Genomic DNA, 17,961 nt, shown 5'->3' with positions numbered 1-17,961 from the left:
ATGAAATATCTCCACACGATGATCCGCGTGTCGGATATCGACCAGACGCTCGCCTTTTTCGATCTGCTCGGATTGGAGGAACAGAAGCGCTATGATGTCGAGGCCGGCCGGTTTACGCTGGTGTTTCTCGCGGCACCTGGCGACGAGGACGCTCAGGTCGAGCTCACCTATAACTGGCCGCCCGAAGACGGCGAGGCCGAACAGTATGACGGCGGCCGCAATTTCGGCCATCTCGCCTATGCCGTCGACGATATCTATGAGAGCTGCCAGCGCCTGATGGACGGCGGCGTGACGATCAACCGCCCGCCGCGCGACGGGCGCATGGCGTTCGTCCGCACGCCCGACAATATCTCGATAGAATTGCTGCAGAAGGGCGATGCCAAGGCGCCGGCCGAACCCTGGGCGTCGATGGAGAATGTCGGCGAATGGTAGAAACGGCTCAGGCGGCTGCGCGCGCCTTCCCGCCGGCCTCCCGTGGCTTCCACGTCGACACTACGCGGTCCCGACCCTGCTCCTTGGCCTCGTACAGGCAGCTGTCCGCCGCACGATAGGCCTGGTTGAACGTCTGGCCCGGCAGAACCGACACGAGACCGATGCTCGTCGTCAACGGGTCGCTCAATTCGGGTACCATCCGATGGACATTCTCCCGGATCGCCGCGCACAGCCGCTGGGCGGTCTCCTGCGGGTCCGGGCTGTGGACGAGCGCGACGAATTCTTCGCCGCCGATGCGCCCCGCCGTCAGATTGCTCCAGTCGCACATGATCGTGGCGACGGCCTGCAGCACCCGGTCTCCCACATCATGGCCATATTCGTCGTTGATCCGCTTGAAATGATCGAGATCGAGCAGCGCGAAACCCCGCGCGGCGAAGGACCCGGTCGCCTCGTCGAAGGCCGCGACGAGCGCGCGGCGATTGTTCAGGCCCGTCAGATAATCGGTACTCGCCAGCTTCTCGAACGCCGCTTCGCTCTCGCGGGCGCTGTCCCGCTGTCGCCGGATGATCATCAGCCGGTCGGCGATGCCGAGCGCCGTCACGACCATTTCGAAGGCGAGCGTCCCGTAGATGATGAAATCGAGCCAGACCGGTCCTTCGTAAAAGTCCATCCCGCGCAGGACCCTCTCGCCCATCGAGAGTATCAATGCACAGCAGGCGATGAACACGAAGCGCGCGGCCCGGCTGCCGCGCCCCAGGGCCTGCGCGATGCCGAGCGTGAAACAGATCAGCGCTGGGACGAAGGCGAGCAGGAAGAGGTCCTGCGCGATCGGGCGGACGGTTTCGCCGCCCAAAGTAATGATGAACGTCGTGACCGGAATGATGGCCGCGGAAAAAACCAACCCGTTGCGCATGGCGGTCGAGAGCTTGTCCGGCTCGATGAAGCTGCGGAAGAACATGCAGGCCGCGGATATCGCCAGCGTTATGCTCCACAGGTTGAGCGTCCAGCGCAGATCGAGCGGCATCGCGGGAAACAGGAAATGGATGAAACCGCCCGAGCACATGACGTAGCCGAGCGCGCCCGACACCATCGCGACATGCCAGAGCGTGAACTTCTCGCGCAGGACCACGAAGAAGGCGATATTGTAGACCATCGGCAGCACGAGCACGCCGATGAAGATCGCGTAGAAGAGGCTCGTATAGTAATGCTCGGTTTCGGTTTCGGCCGCGCTCTGAATCGCGAGATTCGAGATGTTGGCGGATAGTTCCGGCCGGTCGAAGGATATCGCCATGCGCGTCACCGGCGCGCCGCCGCTCTCGATCGGAACCGCAAAGCGCATCCCCGCGCGCCAATTCTCGGTCGCGATCTCCGGGCCGTACCGCCCGCCCGACCAGTTGCCGTCCGCGCCCTGCAGGTACAGGGCGAAGCTGTCGAAACTGGACGGATCGACGATCAGCATCTGCGCTTCAGCCGGATCGAGGATGTCCGAAACATCGACGAACGCCCAGATGCGCGGTCCGGCGATGGAGTCATCCGCCACGCGGCACCGGTCTTCCACGCTGAGTGCTGCATCCAGGCCGATATCGGTGTCCGTCGCCACCGTGCACACGCGTGGTCCGATCGGCGTTGCCGCAGCGGGGAGCGCGGCAAGGGCGAGCGCGATCACGGCCGCCGCGACGGCGCAAAAGCGGGTCAGGAGGCGCGGGGACACCATTATGGCGGAGACGCTAAACGCAGCGTCTTGAATTGCGGTTAATATTCGACTTGCGCGCCAGAAAAGGATAGATTCGGGAAATGCTCGAAATCGTCCGAATTCCAGTCCTTTCCGATAATTATGTGTGGCTCGTCCATGAGCCCGACAGCGCGGAGACCATGGTCGTCGACCCGGCCGTCGCCAAGCCCGTGCTGGCCGAAGCCGACAAGCGCGGCTGGCGGATCACCCAGATCTGGAACACGCATTGGCATCCCGATCACACGGGCGGAAATGCCGATATCAAGGCGGCTACCGGCTGCATGATAACCGGCCCGGAAGCCGAGAAGGCGAAAATCCCGACCCTCGACCGGTTGGTGAAGGAAGGCGATACGGTGAAGCTCGGCGATGTCGAGGCCGACGTGATCGACGTGCCGGCGCACACCGCCGGGCATATCGCCTATCATTTGCCGACAGAGAAAGCGGCCTTTGTCGGCGACACGTTGTTCGCCATGGGTTGCGGGCGTCTGTTCGAAGGAACGCCCGAACAGATGTATACGAACATGCGCAAGCTCGAAGCATTGCCCGACGACACGCGCGTCTATTGCGCGCACGAATATACCGAGGCCAATGGTCGCTATGCGGTCACTGCCGAGCCCGACAATGCGGCACTCGCGGAACGGATGGAACAGGTGGTCGCGATGCGCGCGAAAGGCGAGGCGACGGTACCCACCACCATCGGCGAAGAACGCGCGACGAATCCTTTCATGCGCGCTGGCTCGGCCGAAGAGCTGGCCGAACGCCGCGCAGCGAAAGATGCGTTCTAGGCGGAATTATGATAGCATCGGTGTTTCGGGGGCAGAAAGCGAAAGGAACTGTGATGGTTCGATTGATACCGATGGCGCTCGCCATCCCCCTGCTGGCCGGATGCACGGCCAACGCGATGGAGACGTATGACGCCGGCGCTGAAACTCTCTCGGAGCGCGACCAGCGCCGCATGACGGCCCTGCTCGACGGCAAGACACCCGGCGATCCTCAACCCTGCATCAACACGCGTCCCAATACCCAATCGTCGATCATCGGCAATCAGATGATCCTCTATCGGGTCGGCAGCACCGTATATCGCAACGACCTCGACGGGGTTTGCCCGACTCTGCGCTCGACGAGCACGATCGTCAGCCAGCGTTACGGCTCGAGCCAGCTTTGCAGCGGCGAACTCGTTCAGGTGCGCGATCCGTTAAGCGGAGCTGGATTTGGCAGTTGCGCGTTGGGCGAATTTATACCGTATCGGGAAGAATAAGCCGGCGAGCCGGCTGCCGATCGTTCGGCAGCGTTCTTACCGGTCGTGATACGCCTAATGGTGATACAGCGCGTCGAGCCGCTCGCCATAGACTTCGCGTAGCACATGGCGCCGGATCTTCATTGATGGCGTCATCTGGTCATTCTCGACCGTAAACGCCTCGTCGGCCAGGATCGTCCGGCGGACCTTTTCGACCGCCGCCAGCCCCTTGTTCACCCGGTCAACGGCCGCGGACACGGCGCGGTGGAAATCCGGATTGTCGCGCAGGGCGACCTCGTCGTCCGGCACGCCATTTTCCGCGGCCCATTCGCGCACCCATTCGGGATCGGGCACGATCAGGCCCACAAGATGCGGCCGTTTGTCGCCGACGACCATCGCCTGCAGGATTTCGGGCTCGAGCGTCAACATGCCCTCGACGCGCTGGGGCGCGACATTGTCGCCCTTGTCGTTGACGATCAGGTCCTTTTTGCGGTCGGTGATGGCGATCCGCCCGGCCTCGTCGATATAGCCGATATCTCCGGTGTGCAGCCAACCATCCTTCAGCACCTTCGCCGTCTCTTCCTCGTTGCGCCAATAGCCGTGCATGACGAGTTCGCCTTGCACGAGGATCTCGCCATCCTCGGCGATCTTCACCTCGGTTTTGGGAAGCGGCGGGCCGACTGTGTCCATCTTGAGGCCCGTTTTCGGCCGGTTGCAAGAGATCACCGGCGCGGCCTCGGTCTGGCCATAACCCTGTAGCAGCGTCAGGCCGAGCGAGTGGAAGAAGATGCCGATTTCCGGGTTGAGCGGCGCGCCACCCGAGACCAGCGCCTTGAGCCGCCCGCCGAAGCGCTTGCGGATTTTGGGGCGCAGGATGACGTCCAACAGGACATCCATCGGCCTGTCCTTCAGCGGGATCGATCCCTCATAATCCTTCTCGCCGATATCGAGCGCCTTTTGCAGCATGTAGTTGGGAAACTTGCCCTGTTTCTCGATCGTCTTGAGCAGCCGTTGGCGCAACACTTCGAACAGGCGCGGCACGACGACCATGATCGTGGGCTTGGTCTCGAGAATATCGGCGGCCAATTTGTCGAGCCCGCGCGAATAATAGATCTGTGCGCCGAGCCCGATCGGGAAGAATTGCCCCGCGCTATGCTCATAGGCATGGCTGAGCGGCAGGAAGGAGAGGAAAACCTCGTCATTCCAGCCGAAATCCTCGGAGATGACGGCAGCACAGCCCTCGCAATTGTGCAGGATGGCGCCATGATGCTGCATCACACCGCGCGGCGCACCGCCCGTGCCGCTCGTGTAGATGATGCAGGCCGTGTCCTCGCGCGTGAAATCGCACGCTTCGGCGCGCGCGTCGATATCGGGCGTCTCCGCGCCGAGCAGCGACGACCAGTCGTGAAACTGCACATCGCCGCCCTGGCCGACGCGCATCGGTTCGATCCCGATGATCGATTTGCAATGGGTCGCGTTGAGCACGGCGCTTGTCACGGTCTTCGCCAGTTTCTGGGTCGACACAATCACCGCCTTCGCGCGGCTGTCTTCCAGGATATGCGTATGATCGCGCTCGGTATTGGTCGTGTAAGTCGGCACGGTAATGCAGCCGGCCGCCATGATCCCGATATCGGCAATGCAGAATTCCGGCCGGTTTTCGGACACGAGCGCCACGCGGTCGCCGCGTTTCAGTCCGAGCCTCTGCAGCGCATCGGCCAGCGCGCAGGCCTGTTCGGCCACTTCGCGCCAGCTCATCGATTCCCAGCCATTTTCGCCGTGCCGCCAGAGGAAGGGCGCATCGCCCTTCTCGCGAACACGCGTGAAGAACATCGTCAGGAGGTTGGGGAAGATTTCGAGCTGGCGCATGGTTCGGGGTTTCCTGGGGATGGGTTCATTCGGTAAGCGCGACGCCTGGGCTGCGCGGGTCTGCCGCGCCTAGCCAGCCATCGCCCGTCCATTGTATGGCGTTGACCTTGGATGTGAGGCCGGACGCGACGACGAGGCCGCTGCGCCGGGATAGTTCCGTCTGCATGTCGGCAAGATAGGTATCCTGTTCGATCCGCAAGCCGTCGCCGCCGAAATAGATATTCGGCAGCGTGATAGCTTCGTCGACGGGCAGGCCCCAGTCGAGTACGCCGATAAGCGTCTTCGTCACATGCATGATGATGCGCCGGCCACCGGCAGAGCCGAGCGCGAGCAAGAGATCGCCGTCCGCATCATAGACAAGCGTCGGCGACATGGAGGAGAGCGGCCGCTTGCCGGGGGCCACGGCATTGGCGACCGGCGCGCCGTCGCGTTCCGGCGTGAAATCGAAATCGGTGAGCTCGTTGTTGAGGAAATAGCCATTGGCGACGAGCTGGCTACCGAACGGCCCCTCGATCGTCGACGTCATCGTCACGACATTGCCGCTGCCGTCTGCGGCGACGAAATGCGTGGTGCCCGCGATCTCGCCGTCGAGCCCGGCCGTGCGTGCCTCGCTGCCGGGCGGTGTGCCCGCTTCATAGGCGCCGATGCCGCTGTCCGGCGATATCAATGCGGAGCGATCGGCGATATAGGCGTCGTCCAGCAGGCCTTCGACCGGTACGGATACGAAGTCCATGTCGCCGAGATACATGGCGCGGTCGGCATAGGCGAGGCGCATCGCTTCGCCGATGAGGTGCCAGGCTTCGGGGCTCCGCGCGCCGAGCGCGCCCATGTCGAACCGTTCGAGCATGCCGAGAATCTGCAGCACGGTCGTGGCGCCCGAGGAGGGCGGGCCCATGCCGCAGATGCGGTAGGTTCGATACATGCGGCACACGGGCTCCCGTTCGATGGCGCGATAGGCGGTGAAATCCTCGGCCGGAATAACGGTCGGGTTATGGACGCTGTTCGCCGCGGCGGCCTGGATCGCGGCGACATTCTCGCCGCTGTAGAAGGCATCCGCGCCCTCGCCCGCGAGACGGCGGAGCAGGGCGGCGAGCGCCGGGTTGCGGACGATATCGCCCTCTTCCTTCGGTGCGCCGTCTTCCCAGTAAATAGCGCGCGTGTCCGGAAAGTCGTTCCAGATTTCCGAGAAGAAGCCGAGAAAACGCGCCATGCGGGCGTTGACAGCATAGCCTTGTTCCGCATGCCGGATCGCCGGTTCGAACAGCCGCGCCCAGTCAAGCCGGCCCCAGCGGCCATGCGCTTCGGCCATCAGCCGCATATTGCCGGGGATGCCGACGGAGCGCCCGCCGGGCACGGCCTGGCGGAAGCCCATTTCCGCGCCGTCATCGGTCAGGAACAGGTCTGCTGTCGCCGTAGAAGGGGCCGTCTCCCGCCCATCGATCGTCGTCGCGGTGCCGCTTTCGGCATCGTGGCGGACGAAGAAACCGCCCCCGCCAATGCCCGAGCTCTGGGGTTCCACGACCGTAAGCACCAGCATCATCGCCAGGGCGGCGTCGGTCGCCGACCCGCCGGCACGCAGAATCTCCTGCCCGGCCTCGGCCGCGCGGGGATCGGCGGCGGAAACAACGCCACGGACGTCTTGCTGCGCAGCATCGCGCGTTGCGGTTTCGGGCGCTGCGCCGACCTGCGCACACGCGCTCAGCGGGAGCATCAGAAGAGCGAGCGACAGAGCGAGAGATCGTATCATGGGCTGTCTTCTAACCGTCGAATGCGGGGCCGCCTAGTCCGTTCGTCCGGCGCTGCCGATCGCCTCCGCGATCGAGGCGAAGCCCGCGCGTTTGCGCAATCGTTCCAGCCCGCGAACGATATCGCGACCGAGGCCCGGCCCTTGATAGGCGAGTGCGGTATAGAGCTGGACGAGCGAAGCCCCGGCGCAGATGCGCGCCCAGGCTTCTTTCGCGCTGTCGATGCCGCCGACGGCGATGATCGGCATCGCGCCGCCGGTGGCGGACCGGAAGTCGGCGAGGCGTTGCCGGGCGAGCGCGGCGAGCGGCCGGCCCGAAAGTCCGCCGCTTTCGGCGCCGTGGCGGGACTTGAGGTCAGGCCGGCTGATCGTCGTATTGCCGACGATGAGCGCGTCGACCGCGCGGTCGATGGCGATCCGGGCGATGGCGTCGATATCGGCCGGTTCGAGATCGGGCGCCACTTTCAGGAAGACCGGTGTCACATCCGCACCGCGCGCCGCCATGGAACGCTCGAGCAGTGCATCGAGCGCGCCCTCGTCCTGCAGCGCACGCAGGCCGGGCGTGTTGGGCGAGGAAATGTTGATCGTCAGATAATCGGCCAGCGGCGCCATCGTCCGCACACCCGCTTCATAATCGGCAATCCGGTCTTCGCTGTCCTTGTTCGCGCCGATATTGATGCCGACGATACCGCGCGTCCGGTCGCGTGCCGCAAGCCGCTCGGCCGCCGACGCCTGCCCCGCATTGTTGAAGCCCAGCCGGTTGATGACGCCCTGATCGGCGACGAGCCGGAACATGCGCGGCTTGGGATTGCCCGATTGCGGGAGCGGCGTCAGCGTCCCGACTTCCGCAAAGCCGAAGCCTAGCGCCAGTATCTTGTCCGCTACCTCCGCATTCTTGTCGAAGCCTGCGGCCAGACCGACGGGATTGGGAAAATCGAGGCCCGCGACGCGCACGGACAGTGCGGGCGGTGAGGGCGGCGGAGCACCCAGCGGCGCGGCTTTGAGCCCGGCGATCGTGAGCGCGTGCGCCCGCTCCGCGTCGAGCGCGAATATCATCGGCCGGATGAACGGGTAGATCGCCATGCGCGGCGCTATGACAGCGCCGATCCGACTGGTCAAAAGGGCGCACATCGTTCAGATACGCGTCAACGATCAGAAATGGAGTTCGCCGATGTCCCGTAAGTTGTTCTTGTCGACCGTTGCGCTGGTGACCGGGTTGGGTGCGGTCGCCGTCGCGCCGCAATTCGTGCTTGCCCAGACCGCCGAAGCCGAAGCGGTCGAAAATGCCGATGCCGCGCTGGCGGAGTTTTTCGAGGCCTTCGACCAGGCGGAGCTCGAATTTTCGCCACTGACAAAATCCTTTCGCGGGATCCGCGACGAGGATTATGGCGAATGGGGCGATTTCAGCGATGCCGACGCGGTCGCCGAACAGGAGCGGTTGATCGCGGCGCGGGACCAGATGCGTGCGCGCTTCGCCAATGCCGATCTCTCCGAACAGTCGCGCCTCTCCTATCAGCTCTTCGAGCGGATGGCCGAGCGCAGCACGGCCGCGTTCCAGTTCCGCGGCAATGATTACATTTTCGATCAGATGAACGGCGCGCAAAGCCAGCTGCCGGCCTTTCTGATCAACATCCACCGGGTGTCGGAACCCGCCCATGCCGAGGCCTATATCAGACGCCTGCAAGGTCTCGGCCCGGCGATGGACCAGCTGATCGCCGAAGCCGAAGCGCGCGAGGCGAACGGCGTTCTCCCGCCGGACTGGGTGTTCCCCTATGTGATCTCGGACGCGCGCAACGTGATTACCGGCGCGCCATTTACCGAGGGCGAGGATGCACCGCTCTATGCCGATCTGCAGAGCAAGGTGAACAGCCTCGAGATCAGCGACGAGGAAAAGGCGGATCTTATCGCGCGCGGCCGAACGGCGCTGCTCGAATCGGTTGGGCCCGCCTACGAGCGGCTGATCGCGATGCTCGAACGGCAACAGGCCAGTGCGCCCGAAGAGGATGGCATCTGGCGGTTCGCCAATGGCGCGGATTATTATTCCGAACGGCTGAACTACTACACGACTACCGATCTGACGGCCGAGCAGATCCACCAGATCGGTCTCGACGAGGTCGAGCGCATTCATGGCGAAATGCAGGCGATTATGGATCAGGTCGGGTTCGAGGGAACGCTGCAGGAATTCTTCACCCATCTCAGGACCAGCGACGAATTCTTCTATCCGACGCGCGAAGCCTATCTCGCCGATGCGCGCGCGACGATGGCGGCGATGGAGGAGCGGCTCCCTGAGTTTTTCGGCCGCCTGCCCCAGGCCGATGTCGTGATCCAGCCGGTCGAGGCCTTCCGCGAGCAATCGGCGGGCAAGGCTTTTTATCAGGCCCCTACCCCTGACGGTTCCCGCCCAGGAACCTATTATGTGAACCTCTATAATCTGCGGGACATGTCCCGCACGGAAATGGAGGCACTCGCCTATCACGAGGCCGCGCCCGGGCATCATCTGCAGCGCGGGCTGCAGGTCGAGACCGAAGGCATTCCGCCCTTCCGGCGCTTTGGCGGTTTTACGGCCTATACCGAAGGATGGGGGCTTTATGCGGAGGAACTCGGCAAGGATATGGGCTTCTATACCGATCCCTATTCCGATTTCGGCCGGCTGGGCATGGAGCTGTGGCGCGCGTGCCGGCTCGTCGTGGATACCGGTCTGCATCACCTGCGCTGGTCGCGCGAGGAAGCGATCCAGTATCTAAGCGAGAATACGCCGAATCCCGATGGCGATATCCGCAAGGCGATCGAGCGCTACATCGTCTATCCGGGTCAGGCGACCGCCTATACGATCGGCAAGCTCAAGATCATGGAATTGCGGCAGCGCGCGATGGATACGCTGGGCGATGATTTCGACTGGCGCGGCTTCCACGATTCGGTGCTCGCGCCGGGTCCCGTGCCGCTCGATATCCTCGAAGAGCAGGTCGATGCGTGGATCGCGAGCGTCAATACCGGCGATTAGCCATTTTCCACACGGGCGGTGTCGATTTGTCGATTCTGTCCAATACGCCTGACACTCGGCCGTCTAATTGGATTGTGCGACCCGAAGCTTCCCCAGGTGGGGAGGCTTAAGACTAGCGGCCCCGGCAGGAAACTGCCGTGGGCCGCTTTTTTTTGTCGATAGATTGCGCTAGTCCCTGTGCCAGAAGCAAAAAACAGTAAGCTTCGGGGCGCACAATTTGACCGACTTGTCGAAATTCTCGCTGGAGTTCGCACCGCCGCCTGACGATCTTCAGGATCTGGTTTCGTCCTATTATCACTTTGCGACCGAGGTCGAGGAAAGCAAACCGACAGAACGGGCGGACCGCGCCCAGATACGCTTCCTGTTGCGCGGCAGCGGCGGGTACGAATTCTGCACCGGCGAATATTTCGACGCCGCGCCAGTCAGCATCATCGGGCCGACGACCGGCCCCACCATCGGCCATATCAAGGGCGCGCCCGAAATCTTCGGCATCGGCTTGCAGCCGGCCGGCTGGGGCAGCCTGATGGGCGCGGACGCCGAAAGCCATATCAACCGGCTGATCGACGCCGCCTCGATGCTCGGCGACGGGGTCATGGACACGCATGCCGCGATCACTGCGGCGGAAACCATCGCGGAAAAGGTGGAAATCGCGTCCGATTTCGCGCGCGAACTGATGAAGGACGCGGAATCCTCGCCGATCTGGTTCACCCGGGTGGTCGATGAATGGCTGACCGAGAGCGCTTCGCCCGATATCAACGAGCTGATCGAGCGCTCGGGCCTTTCGAAACGCCAGGTCGAGCGGATGACCAAGCGCTTCTACGGGGCGCCGCCAAAGCTCCTGGCCCGCAAATATCGGGCCTTGCGGGCGGCCGCGCTGCTGGTCAGCGAAGATGGTGAAGGATCGGAAGAAGCCCCCGAAGACGCTTTTTACGACCAATCGCACCTGATCCGGGAGATCAAGGAATTCACCGGGGTCACGCCCGGCAAGATGAAGAAGACGCCCGAAACCCTGACCAAGGAAGTGCAGGCGCGTCGCAAGAAGCTGGCGGGCAAGGTCAGCAAGATCATTTCCGATACCTGAGGCTTTCACTACGGAAAGCCTTGATTTCTGGCCGCGTCCGGCCCACATCCGTCAAATAAGAGCGAATCACTCCGATTTAAGGATTGGCAATGCGTCTATCCAGCATGGCAGACTATGCCGTCGTCACGATGCAGGCGGCCGCGCAGCATTGCGGCGGCGCGCGCAGCAGCGCGACCCAGCTGGCGGCCGAAACCGGCATTCCGCTGCCGACGACGCAGAAGCTGGTCAGCCTTTTGTCACGCAGTGGCCTGCTGAAATCGATCCGCGGCGCTGGCGGCGGCATCCAGCTCGCGCGGCCCGCCGCCGCGATAAGCCTCGCCGACATCATCGAGGCCGTGGAAGGTCCGATCGCGATGACCGCCTGTGTCGAGCAGGGCAGCCATGACTGCGCACTCGAACCGACCTGCCAGGTCAAGCCGCATTGGGGCGTCGTCAATCACGCCGTTCGCAGCGCGCTCGACAATGTCAGCCTGGCCAGCCTCGCCCATTCCCCACCCGCTTCCGTGACCGAAAGTGCCACAGCATGACCGATGAGACCCAGACCAAAGACGTCGAGGACGAAAAATTCCGCAACGAGGAAGCCTTAGAGGCGGCCAAAAAGGCGGAAACCTATGAATGGGGCTTTTCGTCCGACGTCGAACAGGATTTCGCGCCAAAGGGGCTGGACGAGGACACGGTCCGCTTCATTTCGGCGAAGAAGCAGGAGCCGGAATGGATGCTCGAGTGGCGGCTGAAAGCCTTTCGCCGCTGGCAGCAGATGGAAAGCCCCGACTGGGCGAAGCTTTCGATCCCGCCGATCGATTACCAGGACGCCTATTATTATGCTGAACCTAAGGCCAAGCCGAAGCTGAAATCCCTGGACGAACTCGATCCGGAAATCCGGCGAACCTATGAGAAGCTCGGCATTCCGATCGAAGAGCAGAAGGTGCTCGCCGGGGTCGAGGGCGCGCGGAAGGTCGCCGTGGATGCCGTGTTCGACAGCGTCAGCGTTGCAACGACGTTCCGCGAGGAGCTGGCCAAGGCCGGGGTGATCTTTCTGTCGATTTCCGAGGCGATCCGCGAACATCCCGAACTCGTGCGCAAATGGCTCGCCAAGGTCGTGCCCGTCCATGACAATTATTTCGCCGCGCTCAACTCGGCGGTCTTTTCGGACGGCACTTTCGTCTACATCCCCGAAGGTGTGCGCTGCCCGATGGAGCTCAGCACCTATTTCCGGATCAACGCGGAAAATACCGGCCAGTTCGAGCGGACATTGATCGTCGCCGAGAAGGGGTCTTACGTCTCCTATCTCGAAGGCTGCACCGCGCCGATGCGCGACGAGAACCAGCTGCATGCCGCAGTCGTCGAACTGGTCGCGCTCGACGATGCCGAGATCAAATATTCGACCGTCCAGAACTGGTATCCGGGCGATGCCGAAGGCAAGGGCGGCATCTACAATTTCGTGACCAAGCGCGGGCTGTGTCAGGGAAGGAATTCGAAGATCAGCTGGACGCAGGTCGAGACGGGCAGCGCCATCACCTGGAAATATCCAAGCTGCGTGCTGAACGGCGAGAACAGCATCGGCGAATTCTATTCGGTCGCGCTCACCAACAATTACCAGCAGGCCGATACGGGCACGAAGATGATCCACAATGCGCCGGGCACCCGCTCGACGATCATTTCGAAGGGCATCAGCGCCGGTAAATCGGACAATACCTATCGCGGCCTCGTTCGCGTCGGGCCGAAGGCGGAGGGCGTGCGTAACTTTACGCAATGCGATTCATTGCTGCTCGGTGATCAGTGCGGGGCGCACACCGTGCCTTATATCGAGGTCAAGAATCCGAGCGCACAGATCGAACATGAGGCGACGACCTCCAAGATCTCCGACGACCAGATGTTCTACGCCCAGCAGCGCGGCCTCGATGAAGAGGAAGCGGTGGCGCTGATCGTCAACGGCTTTGCCAAAGAAGTGCTGCAGCAACTCCCGATGGAGTTCGCCGTGGAGGCGCAGAAGCTGCTCGGCATTTCGCTCGAAGGGAGTGTCGGTTGATGCGGCGTTTTGCCTCTCTTGCTGCATGCGTCGCCCTGGCTGCACCGGCAGCACTGTCTGCGCAGTCCACGGACGAAGCGGATGCCGAGGTCGATCTCGATGCCATCGACGCGTTGCTCGGCGACCAGGAGGTCACGAGTGAAGACGATGCGGACGCCAATGCCGCAGAAGAAGAGGCGGTTGGTGAGGACGAAGCGTCCGAAGAACAGGACGATGACGCGACATCCGAAGACGATGCGGTGGAAAACGGTAGCGACGAAGCGGCGGAGAACGAGGAAGACGCGCCCGAGCCGTCCGATCTCACCCTTGCCTTCAACGCCTATTCGCTCTGTTCGTCGGAAGCAGGGGCAGCGCTCGAGGAAACGGGTTTCGCGCTGGACCAGATCGGTACGGAAGCCTTGCTGCGCTGTTCGGGCCAACGCGCCGCCTATGTGAACGCATTCTATTTCAGTCTACTGCCGCGCTATCCCGATGCGCCCGAAGCCTCGGTCCGCGCCAGCGCCGAGCGGCTCGTCGCGCAATCGGATATGGCGCTGGCGGCGCTGGTGACCGACGAGGTGACGGTGTTGCGCGCGGACCGCGAAGCGAATGGCGAAGCCGAAACCGACGAAGATCCCGAACCGTCCGATGACGATGATTCCGAAAACGAAGCCACCGAAAACGAAACGGAAACCGATGCTTAAGATAGACGATCTCCACGCCGAAATCGGCGGAACCGAAATCCTCAAGGGCCTGAGCCTCGAAATCGCCGCCGGCGAGATCCATGCGATCATGGGCCCCAATGGCGCGGGCAAATCGACGCTCGCCTATGTGCTGGGCGGCCGCGACGGCTATGAGGTCACCCAGGGCTCGGTCACTTATGAGGGCGAAGACCTGCTCGAGATGGACCCGCACGAGCGGGCCGCTGCCGGCCTTTTCCTCGGCTTCCAATATCCGGTCGAAATCCCCGGCGTTTCCAACGTCCAGTTCCTGCGCACCGCGGTCAACGCGCAGCGCAAGGCGCGGGGTGAAGAAGAACTGTCGGGCGGTGACTTTCTGAAGCTCGCGCGCGAACAGGCGGGCGCGCTCAAGATGAATGCCGAGATGCTCAAACGTGCCGTCAATGTCGGCTTTTCGGGCGGCGAGAAGAAGCGCAACGAGATGGTCCAGATGGGGATCATCGGGCCGAAACTCGCAATTCTCGACGAAACCGACAGCGGCCTCGATATCGACGCGCTGCGCACCGTGGGCGAAGGCATCAACACGATCATGCGCAAGCCGGACAAGGCCGTGCTTTTGATCACCCATTATCAGCGTCTGCTCGATGTGGTGAAGCCCGATTATGTGCATGTGCTGGCCGATGGCCGCATCGTGCGCACCGGCGGCGCCGATCTCGCGCACCAGCTCGAAGAGCAAGGCTATGAAGCGATAGCGGAAGCGGCGTGATGGACCGCTCTGCCACTCTTGACGCTCTGCAAACGGATTTCCGCGCGACCGGCACGAAGTCGATGCCGATCGCCGGTATGGTCTGCTGGGCCGCGCTCGGTGTAGCGGCGCTGTATCTGCCGGACCGCACAGTGGGCACGCTCGCGCTGTACATCATGATGGGCATCCTGCCGCTGGCCTTCCTGCTCGATCGACTGAAAGGCGCGAACTTGTTCTCCGGCGGCGATAATCCGCTCACGAAGATGTTCCTGCTGTCGATCGTCGGCATCGCGGTAACGGTGCCGGCCATCCTGATCGGTGCGCAGGCGGCGGGCGAGCCCGATATCATCGTACTGGGCATGGCGATCCTCGCAGGCGTCATCTGGATTCCCTATGGCTGGGCCGCCGACGATCGGGTCGGCCTCATTCATGCCGTGGGCCGGGCTATCGGTTGTTATGCGGCTTACGCGATGGTCGAGGAGCCATATCGAGCGACTGCGATCTGCGCTGTCGTGGTGGTCAGCTATATCTATTCGCTCTCCTTCATGAAGACAGTCGGAGCGCCGGCATGACCGAGACTCTCCCTCTCCCAACCCGCCGCGACGAAGCCTGGCGCTATGCCGATCTCGATGCGCTCGCGCCGGTCTGGCCCGATATCGCCGGCAAGCGCGAGGAGATTGTCGTCGGCGCTGGCGATTCCGCGAACCGGCAGTTGATCCTCGAACCGGCCGACCCCAATGTCGCGGTCGAGACGCTGGCGATCCGGCTGGAGAAAGGTGCGCGCTTTGCACTGCACTGCCTGGCTATCGACGCCGATTATGGCCGTATCGCCGTCGAGGTGACATTGGCCGAGGGCGCGCATTTCGAGCTGGGCGGCGCAATCCTTGGCACCGGCGATCAGACGCTCGAAATCGTTACCGACGTGCGCCATGTCGAGCCTGGCGGCACGAGCAACCAAGTCGTGCGCAGCGTGCTCGGCGAAACGGCGACCGGCTCCTTCCTCGGCAAGGTTTCCGTCGCGCGCGACGCGCAGAAGATCGATGCCTCGCAATCGGTGAAGGCGATGCTCCTGGATCGCACGGCGACGGCGAACGCCAAGCCCGAACTCGAAATCTTTGCCGACGATGTGAAATGCGCGCATGGCGCGACGGTCGGCGAGCTCGACAAACAGGCGCTTTTCTATCTCGCCTCGCGCGGCATCCCGCCCGCCGAAGCGCGGCGGCTGATGCTCCAGGCCTTTATCGCCGACGCCTTTGTCAGCCTCGAAGACGAGGCCGCGCACGATGCGATCGAAGCCAAGGCGCTGGCGGTGCTGGAGGCGATCACATGAATGTCATGACCGCGCCTGCACCGATAGACGTACGCGCCGATTTCCCGGGAATCGGCGATAGCTGGCGCTATCTCGATACGGCGGCGACAGCGCAGAAGCCGCAGGCCGTTATCGATGCGATCGCGTCCGGCTATGGCGAAAAATACGCGACCGTCCATCGCGGCGTCTATGCACGTTCCGCCGATATGACGCTCGCCTATGAAGCCGCGCGGCGGCGTGTGGCCAACTTTATCGGCGCAGCGTCCGACAGCGAGATAGTCTTCACGCGCGGGGCGACCGAGGCGATCAATCTCGTCGCGCATAGCTGGGGCGGCCAGAATCTGCGCGCCGGCGATCGCATCATGCTCTCGCAGCTTGAGCATCATTCCAATATCGTGCCCTGGCAGTTGCTGGCCGAGCGCGTCGGCGCCGAGATCGATGTCGCGCCGCTGACCGAGGATGGCCGGGTCGATCTCGATGCGATGGCGGACATGCTGACCCAGCGGCACAAGCTCGTCGCGCTCGCCCATGTGTCGAACGTTCTCGGCTCGGTGCTCGATACGCGCCGCGCGGCGGACCTCGCCCATAGCGTCGGCGCGAAACTGCTGCTCGACGGGTGTCAGGCCGTGCCGCGTCTCCCCGTCGATGTGCAGGCGCTTGATTGCGACTTCTACGTCTTTTCCGCGCACAAACTGTACGGCCCCACCGGGATCGGCGCGCTCTGGGCCCGCGGCGACATTCTCGATGCTATGCCGCCCTGGGAAGGCGGCGGTTCGATGATCGACAAGGTAACGTTCGAGCGCACGACCTACGCCCCTCCACCGCAGCGCTTCGAGGCCGGAACGCCGCATATCGTCGGCGCGCTCGGCCTGCACGCGGCCATCGATTATGTTTCGAAGATCGGCCTCGATGCGATCCACGCGACCGAGGCGACGCTCGTCGCCGAAACGCGCGATGCGCTGTCGCAGATCAACTCGGTGCGCCTGTTCGGACCGGACGACAGCGCGGGCATCGTCAGCTTCGCGATAGAGGGCGTGCATCCGCACGATATCGGCACGATCCTTGACGAAGAGGGCGTGGCGATCCGCGCCGGCCATCATTGCGCGCAGCCGCTGATGGCCTATCTCGGTGTCGACGCGACCGCGCGGGCGAGTTTCGGCGTTTACAACAATAGCGACGATGTGGCGGCGCTCATTTCGGGCGTCGAGCGCGTCACGCGTATTTTCGGGTAGGAGTTTCGCATGGACTCAGAACGCAAGATCATGGTCGAGGAAGTCGATGCCGTCGACGCACCGCGCAAGGCGCGCGTCGACGAGGCCGCGGACGAAAAAGCCTATGTTGCCGCGCCGTCTCCCGCCGAGGCCGAAAGCGATTCCGCGAAGCTCGAGCGCAAGAAGGATTATCTCGAAGGCTTTCTCGCCAGCCAGTCGTCCGGCGAGAGCGACGAGGATACCGGTAGCGGCGATCTGCGCGCCGATATCATCGCAGCGCTGAAGGAAATCTACGACCCCGAAATCCCGGTCAATATCTACGATCTCGGCCTGATCTACGGCGTCGAGGTCACCGAGAACGGCGAGGCGGCGGTTGCCATGACGCTGACGACGCCGCATTGCCCGGTTGCCGAAACCATGCCGGGCGAGGTCGAGCTGCGCGTCGGCTCGGTCCCCGGCGTCGGCCATGCCGAGGTCAATCTGGTCTGGGATCCGCCCTGGGATCCGTCCAAGATGACCGACGAAGCGAAACTCGAACTGGGGATGCTGTGATGGCCACGACAACCCGCGAGATTCCTGCCGCGCTTACGCTCACCCAGTCCGCCGAAGCGCGGATTGCCAAGCTGATGGCGAGCGCGCCCGAGGGCGCGATCGGCGTCAAGCTCTCGACCCCGCGCCGCGGCTGTTCGGGGCTCGCCTATTCGGTGGACTATGTCAGCGAAGCCAATCCGATGGACGAGAAGATCGCGACGCCCGGCGGCGATTTCTATGTCGACGGCGCGTCCGTGCTCTACCTTGTCGGATCGACGATGGACTGGAAGGAAGACGATTTCACAGCCGGCTTCGTCTTCGACAATCCCAATGCGACCGGAAGCTGCGGTTGCGGCGAGAGCTTCACGGTCTAGTCGGAGCGCC

Annotated in this window: 18 protein-coding genes; 14 read left to right on the top strand and 4 right to left on the bottom strand. The window is 63.3% G+C overall.

Annotated elements, in window-relative coordinates; all coding sequences use genetic code 11:
• Positions 1-432: a VOC family protein gene (locus tag ACTS1Z_RS05695; RefSeq protein ID WP_442623480.1), complete on the top strand. Its 432-nt coding sequence runs from the start codon at positions 1-3 to the stop codon at positions 430-432.
• Between the two features lie 7 nt (positions 433-439).
• On the opposite strand, the gene ACTS1Z_RS05690 is transcribed toward ACTS1Z_RS05695, so the two are convergent.
• Positions 440-2,146: a sensor domain-containing diguanylate cyclase gene (locus tag ACTS1Z_RS05690; RefSeq protein ID WP_442623479.1), complete on the bottom strand. Its 1,707-nt coding sequence runs from the start codon at positions 2,144-2,146 to the stop codon at positions 440-442.
• 80 nt (positions 2,147-2,226) lie between these two features.
• On the opposite strand from ACTS1Z_RS05690, the gene gloB reads away from it, so the two are divergent.
• Both gloB and ACTS1Z_RS05680 read left to right on the top strand, forming a co-directional pair.
• The gene (gloB, locus tag ACTS1Z_RS05685; RefSeq protein WP_442623478.1) at positions 2,227-2,949 is read left to right on the top strand and encodes a hydroxyacylglutathione hydrolase; all 723 of its coding nucleotides are present in this window, start codon (positions 2,227-2,229) and stop codon (positions 2,947-2,949) included.
• Between the two features lie 71 nt (positions 2,950-3,020).
• Complete coding sequence (locus ACTS1Z_RS05680; protein WP_442623477.1) at positions 3,021-3,422, top strand: hypothetical protein; 402 nt, start codon at positions 3,021-3,023, stop codon at positions 3,420-3,422.
• A 54-nt stretch (positions 3,423-3,476) separates the two neighbouring features.
• Here the strand turns inward: ACTS1Z_RS05680 and ACTS1Z_RS05675 are convergent, their stop codons facing one another.
• From ACTS1Z_RS05675 to ACTS1Z_RS05665, 3 genes are read right to left on the bottom strand one after another with little or no spacing between them, the layout of a single operon-like run.
• Positions 3,477-5,267 carry an AMP-dependent synthetase/ligase gene (locus ACTS1Z_RS05675; RefSeq protein WP_442623476.1) on the bottom strand — a complete coding sequence of 597 codons (1,791 nt, stop codon included), beginning with the start codon at positions 5,265-5,267 and terminating at the stop codon, positions 3,477-3,479.
• A 25-nt stretch (positions 5,268-5,292) separates the two neighbouring features.
• On the bottom strand, positions 5,293-7,014 hold the full coding sequence (gene ggt, locus ACTS1Z_RS05670) for a gamma-glutamyltransferase (protein WP_442623475.1): 1,722 nt from the start codon (positions 7,012-7,014) through the stop codon (positions 5,293-5,295).
• Between the two features lie 33 nt (positions 7,015-7,047).
• Positions 7,048-8,094: a quinone-dependent dihydroorotate dehydrogenase gene (locus tag ACTS1Z_RS05665; RefSeq protein WP_442623474.1), complete on the bottom strand. Its 1,047-nt coding sequence runs from the start codon at positions 8,092-8,094 to the stop codon at positions 7,048-7,050.
• A gap of 88 nt (positions 8,095-8,182) precedes the next feature.
• On the opposite strand from ACTS1Z_RS05665, the gene ACTS1Z_RS05660 reads away from it, so the two are divergent.
• The 11 genes from ACTS1Z_RS05660 (at position 8,183) to ACTS1Z_RS05610 (ending at position 17,951) form a co-directional block, all read left to right on the top strand.
• A complete protein-coding gene (locus ACTS1Z_RS05660; RefSeq protein ID WP_442623473.1) occupies positions 8,183-10,012 on the top strand; it encodes a DUF885 domain-containing protein in 1,830 nt (609 codons plus the stop codon).
• 217 nt (positions 10,013-10,229) lie between these two features.
• On the top strand, positions 10,230-11,093 hold the full coding sequence (locus ACTS1Z_RS05655; RefSeq protein WP_442623472.1) for a helix-turn-helix domain-containing protein: 864 nt from the start codon (positions 10,230-10,232) through the stop codon (positions 11,091-11,093).
• Positions 11,094-11,182: 89 nt separating this feature from the next.
• Positions 11,183-11,620, top strand: a complete 438-nt coding sequence (locus tag ACTS1Z_RS05650) for an SUF system Fe-S cluster assembly regulator (protein ID WP_442623471.1) — start codon at positions 11,183-11,185, stop codon at positions 11,618-11,620.
• A complete protein-coding gene (gene sufB, locus ACTS1Z_RS05645; protein ID WP_442623470.1) occupies positions 11,617-13,122 on the top strand; it encodes a Fe-S cluster assembly protein SufB in 1,506 nt (501 codons plus the stop codon). Before ACTS1Z_RS05650 ends, sufB begins: the two co-directional genes overlap by 4 nt.
• Positions 13,122-13,805 (top strand): hypothetical protein, encoded by a 684-nt coding sequence (locus ACTS1Z_RS05640; protein ID WP_442623469.1) that lies wholly within the window; start codon positions 13,122-13,124, stop codon positions 13,803-13,805. Before sufB ends, ACTS1Z_RS05640 begins: the two co-directional genes overlap by 1 nt.
• On the top strand, positions 13,798-14,547 hold the full coding sequence (sufC, locus tag ACTS1Z_RS05635; RefSeq protein ID WP_442623468.1) for a Fe-S cluster assembly ATPase SufC: 750 nt from the start codon (positions 13,798-13,800) through the stop codon (positions 14,545-14,547). The genes ACTS1Z_RS05640 and sufC overlap by 8 nt, the downstream gene beginning before the upstream one ends.
• Positions 14,547-15,098, top strand: a complete 552-nt coding sequence (locus ACTS1Z_RS05630) for a DUF7010 family protein (protein WP_442623467.1) — start codon at positions 14,547-14,549, stop codon at positions 15,096-15,098. Before sufC ends, ACTS1Z_RS05630 begins: the two co-directional genes overlap by 1 nt.
• Entirely contained in the window at positions 15,095-15,856 is a 762-nt protein-coding gene (locus ACTS1Z_RS05625; RefSeq protein WP_442623466.1) for a SufD family Fe-S cluster assembly protein, read from the top strand. The genes ACTS1Z_RS05630 and ACTS1Z_RS05625 overlap by 4 nt, the downstream gene beginning before the upstream one ends.
• Positions 15,853-17,067, top strand: coding sequence for a cysteine desulfurase (locus ACTS1Z_RS05620; RefSeq protein WP_442623465.1), 1,215 nt, complete (start codon positions 15,853-15,855; stop codon positions 17,065-17,067). The genes ACTS1Z_RS05625 and ACTS1Z_RS05620 overlap by 4 nt, the downstream gene beginning before the upstream one ends.
• Before the next feature lie 9 nt (positions 17,068-17,076).
• The gene (locus tag ACTS1Z_RS05615) at positions 17,077-17,598 is read left to right on the top strand and encodes an SUF system Fe-S cluster assembly protein (RefSeq protein WP_442623464.1); all 522 of its coding nucleotides are present in this window, start codon (positions 17,077-17,079) and stop codon (positions 17,596-17,598) included.
• Positions 17,598-17,951, top strand: a complete 354-nt coding sequence (locus ACTS1Z_RS05610) for a HesB/IscA family protein (protein ID WP_442623463.1) — start codon at positions 17,598-17,600, stop codon at positions 17,949-17,951. Before ACTS1Z_RS05615 ends, ACTS1Z_RS05610 begins: the two co-directional genes overlap by 1 nt.
• Positions 17,952-17,961: the final 10 nt, after the last annotated feature.

This window comes from Parasphingopyxis sp., assembly GCF_052168295.1.
Classification (GTDB): Bacteria; Pseudomonadota; Alphaproteobacteria; order Sphingomonadales; family Sphingomonadaceae; genus Parasphingopyxis.
This window is presented reverse-complemented; position numbering and strand designations above follow the sequence as displayed.

What these genes read in the sequence shown, in the direction of transcription:
- ACTS1Z_RS05610 (WP_442623463.1), top strand. Translation starts at nt 17,598, where the DNA reads ATGGCCACGACAACCCGCGAGATTCCTGCCGCGCTTACGCTCACCCAG.
- sufC (WP_442623468.1), top strand. Translation starts at nt 13,798, where the DNA reads ATGCTTAAGATAGACGATCTCCACGCCGAAATCGGCGGAACCGAAATC.
- ACTS1Z_RS05620 (WP_442623465.1), top strand. Translation starts at nt 15,853, where the DNA reads ATGAATGTCATGACCGCGCCTGCACCGATAGACGTACGCGCCGATTTC.
- ACTS1Z_RS05695 (WP_442623480.1), top strand. Translation starts at nt 1, where the DNA reads ATGAAATATCTCCACACGATGATCCGCGTGTCGGATATCGACCAGACG.
- ACTS1Z_RS05680 (WP_442623477.1), top strand. Translation starts at nt 3,021, where the DNA reads ATGGCGCTCGCCATCCCCCTGCTGGCCGGATGCACGGCCAACGCGATG.
- ggt (WP_442623475.1), bottom strand. Translation starts at nt 7,014, where the DNA reads ATGATACGATCTCTCGCTCTGTCGCTCGCTCTTCTGATGCTCCCGCTG.
- gloB (WP_442623478.1), top strand. Translation starts at nt 2,227, where the DNA reads ATGCTCGAAATCGTCCGAATTCCAGTCCTTTCCGATAATTATGTGTGG.
- ACTS1Z_RS05675 (WP_442623476.1), bottom strand. Translation starts at nt 5,267, where the DNA reads ATGCGCCAGCTCGAAATCTTCCCCAACCTCCTGACGATGTTCTTCACG.
- ACTS1Z_RS05640 (WP_442623469.1), top strand. Translation starts at nt 13,122, where the DNA reads ATGCGGCGTTTTGCCTCTCTTGCTGCATGCGTCGCCCTGGCTGCACCG.
- ACTS1Z_RS05625 (WP_442623466.1), top strand. Translation starts at nt 15,095, where the DNA reads ATGACCGAGACTCTCCCTCTCCCAACCCGCCGCGACGAAGCCTGGCGC.
- ACTS1Z_RS05660 (WP_442623473.1), top strand. Translation starts at nt 8,183, where the DNA reads ATGTCCCGTAAGTTGTTCTTGTCGACCGTTGCGCTGGTGACCGGGTTG.
- ACTS1Z_RS05690 (WP_442623479.1), bottom strand. Translation starts at nt 2,146, where the DNA reads ATGGTGTCCCCGCGCCTCCTGACCCGCTTTTGCGCCGTCGCGGCGGCC.
- sufB (WP_442623470.1), top strand. Translation starts at nt 11,617, where the DNA reads ATGACCGATGAGACCCAGACCAAAGACGTCGAGGACGAAAAATTCCGC.
- ACTS1Z_RS05665 (WP_442623474.1), bottom strand. Translation starts at nt 8,094, where the DNA reads ATGGCGATCTACCCGTTCATCCGGCCGATGATATTCGCGCTCGACGCG.
- ACTS1Z_RS05630 (WP_442623467.1), top strand. Translation starts at nt 14,547, where the DNA reads ATGGACCGCTCTGCCACTCTTGACGCTCTGCAAACGGATTTCCGCGCG.
- ACTS1Z_RS05615 (WP_442623464.1), top strand. Translation starts at nt 17,077, where the DNA reads ATGGACTCAGAACGCAAGATCATGGTCGAGGAAGTCGATGCCGTCGAC.
- ACTS1Z_RS05650 (WP_442623471.1), top strand. Translation starts at nt 11,183, where the DNA reads ATGCGTCTATCCAGCATGGCAGACTATGCCGTCGTCACGATGCAGGCG.